This is a genomic window from Blautia sp. AF14-40, assembly GCF_003479665.1.
GTDB lineage: Bacteria > Bacillota > Clostridia > Lachnospirales > Lachnospiraceae > Fusicatenibacter > Fusicatenibacter saccharivorans.
Map to the genome: position 1 here is coordinate 1 of NZ_QUHK01000081.1, position 2,850 is coordinate 2,850.

The 2,850-nt window shown below is 32.8% G+C and carries 3 protein-coding genes; 2 read left to right on the forward strand and 1 reads right to left on the reverse strand.

What is annotated here, in order from left to right; all coding sequences use genetic code 11:
* Nucleotides 1-72 precede the first annotated feature (72 nt).
* Nucleotides 73-447 carry a helix-turn-helix domain-containing protein gene (locus DWW13_RS18210; RefSeq protein ID WP_117456480.1) on the reverse strand — a complete coding sequence of 125 codons (375 nt, stop codon included), beginning with the start codon at nucleotides 445-447 and terminating at the stop codon, nucleotides 73-75.
* Between the two features lie 217 nt (nucleotides 448-664).
* Here DWW13_RS18210 and DWW13_RS18215 point away from each other — a divergent pair, with 217 nt between their 5' ends.
* Both DWW13_RS18215 and DWW13_RS18220 read left to right on the forward strand, forming a co-directional pair.
* Nucleotides 665-1,540: a tyrosine-type recombinase/integrase gene (locus DWW13_RS18215; RefSeq protein WP_242998507.1), complete on the forward strand. Its 876-nt coding sequence runs from the start codon at nucleotides 665-667 to the stop codon at nucleotides 1,538-1,540.
* Between the two features lie 298 nt (nucleotides 1,541-1,838).
* On the forward strand, nucleotides 1,839-2,850 hold a 1,012-nt coding region (locus tag DWW13_RS18220), incomplete at its 3' end, for a PucR family transcriptional regulator ligand-binding domain-containing protein (RefSeq protein WP_199674887.1).

Genomic DNA, 2,850 nt, shown 5'->3' on the forward strand with positions numbered 1-2,850 from the left:
AGAAGAACCTTATAAACATTATTTTACAGAAAAAGTTTCATCCTCTCAAAAAAGGAATGGAAAGTTACTGTTTTAGTAGCTTCCATTCCTTTTTTGAGAGAGAAGGGTAATTTCTTTCTGATTAAAAAGGTTGTTACATTCATCTATAATAGCTTCAACTGTGCGTACCTGTGAAGGAGTGAGTCGACGGAGCTTATCTGAAAGAATCAACAGATCCTTATCTATAATTTCACCAGTGAGTAAATAATCGGCACTTACTTCTAAAGCAGAGGAGATTTTTAGCAGATTTTCAGGCCTCATTGCTCGCTTCCCTGATTCAGCATAAGAAACAAACTGGGTAGTGACTTCCCCTTTTTCTGCAAGTGCTTCTTGAGTGAGTCCCAGCTTTTTTCGACGATCCATAATTCTTTTTCCGATTTCCTGTAAACATAATTCGCTATCCGACATTAGTATAAAACATCTCCTCTCGTATTGTTAAATTATATCCACAATAGATGATAAAAATAAGCGTCTACTGTTGACTAAAATCAACAATACGATATATAATCGGAGATAAATATTGAAAAATCTTGGATGTATAACAAGTAGAAAAAGTAGTGTATGGGAATATGAAAAAGCGAACAGCTATAATGAAAGAAAATGAATTCTCAGGAGGACTATGATTATGGAACAGATGGATTTTTCAATAGAGCTATCAGAAAGTGAGATAGAAAAATTTGCAGATTATCTATACCAGAAAGAAAATGCAAAAGCAACAATCAATAAATATATGGCAGATATAAAAAAGTTTTTATCTTTTTTGGCAGATGATAAGCGGATCAATAAAAAAGTATTGTTGCAATATAAAGAATGGCTTGCTCAAAAATATGCTGTCAATAGTGTTAATTCAATGCTTGCCGCCTTGAATCAGTTCCTGGAATTTTTGAATGTAGGAAAGCTGAAAGTGAAAAGAATAAAAGTGCAGAAGCAGCCTTTTTTACAGGATCAGAAAGAATTGACAGAAAAAGAATGCAGGAAATTGATTGCAACAGCTATGGCAGAAGGAAAAGAACAGCTTGCATTGTGTATTGAAACAATAGCATGTACAGGAATTCGGATTAGCGAAATAAAATTTTTTACAGTGGAGCGTGTAAAATCTGGAAAGATAGAGATTTATAATAAAGGAAAGTATAGAAGGATTTTTTTGCCGAAGGTATTGCAAAGGAAACTTCTTTCCTATTGCCATAATAACCAAATAGCAGAAGGTTGGATATTTGTCACGAAAAATGGGAAGTTAAAAGACAGAAGTAATATTTGGAGAGAAATGAAACGATTAAAAGAAAAGGCAGGAGTAGCAGAATCAAAAATATTCCCGCATAATTTTCGACATCTATTTGCAAGAATTTATTATAAAGTGACAAAAGATATTACAGGTCTTGCTGATTTACTTGGACATAGCAGTATCAATGTAACGAGAATATATACAGCAACTACAGAAACAGTGTTCCAAAAGAAGCTGGATAAGATTGTCGAACAGGAAATATTGGAATGTACAACATAATATCTGTTATGTTGTACAGTGCCTCTATTAACCTGTTCTACCCTCTTTCTGCAAGTCATTCATTTCCTCTAAAAGATAACTTTAAGCAATAAAAATAATAAAGATTATAGCCAATTTACCAAGAGCGGTACTTAAATAGGGCACAGCTACCAAAAAATCAGAAAGGAACTATGTAATATGAACAGCATAACAGATAGCAGGGTGTTATTTAACATTATATCGTACGAAACTTAATCTGTCCATAAACAACATAACAGATATTATGTTGTATTGATTTTGCAATGGATAAGGAGTAACGATGGCATATACTGTAAGAAAATTACTTGAATCAGAACAATTTCCAAAAATGAAGCTGCTTTGCGGTGAAAAAGGTCTAGATTTGGAAGTGAAAGGCATTCGAATAATCGAAATTGAAGATATGGAGCGATACCTGACGGGTGGTGAAATACTCATAACCAGTTTTCAGGTATATTTATCATGCAGTGATCGAGAAGTAGAGCAGCATTTTGAAGATTTAGTTAAAAGTGACATAAGTGGATTCATTGTAAAGAAAAGAAAAGAATATGATCCTACAGGACGCAGATTGAGTTTATTAGAAAAACACTGCAAAAAATATGAAATTCCTCTGGTAGAAATTTCAGAAGATTCATATTACTGGGGAATTATCCGCTATGTTATGATACAGGTATTCGATAAAGACACTGCACGCTTAAAGTATTTTAAGATTACACATGATAGTTTTAATACGTTTATTTTAAAAAATAATGGATCAAGTAATACAGCAAGTGATATTATCAAATTTTTAAGTATCATGATCGAGAATCCTGTTGTATTGTATTATGGTGATCTTAATTGTATGGTTTCAACAAACTCGGACAACTCTAAGTTAATATTGTCAGATGAAATTCAGCCATATAAACCAAATATTATTACGAAATTTCAATATATGAAGCAGATGAAAGGAAGCTGTGTTCAATATGTAGTGAAATTTGCCATATTGAGTGAGGTGGAAATATATATAACAATAACAGAAGAAAATAGAGAACTGACAGAACTTGATTATATGGCAATCGAAAATGCGATTATTAACTTGCAGTATGGATTTTTGAGTGAATTTGCACAGAATGAAGTGAAAAAGACGTATCAGAGAGATCTTATCCATAATATTCTGAATGGATTACTGAGTTCGAAAGAAATGACGGAAGCGGCAGCACAGCTCGGAATGAAAGAAAGCGATACTTACAGGGTTGTTGATTTTCATACCATCAAAAAAAATGTACAAAGAAAATATACAAAAGAACAGCTTCACG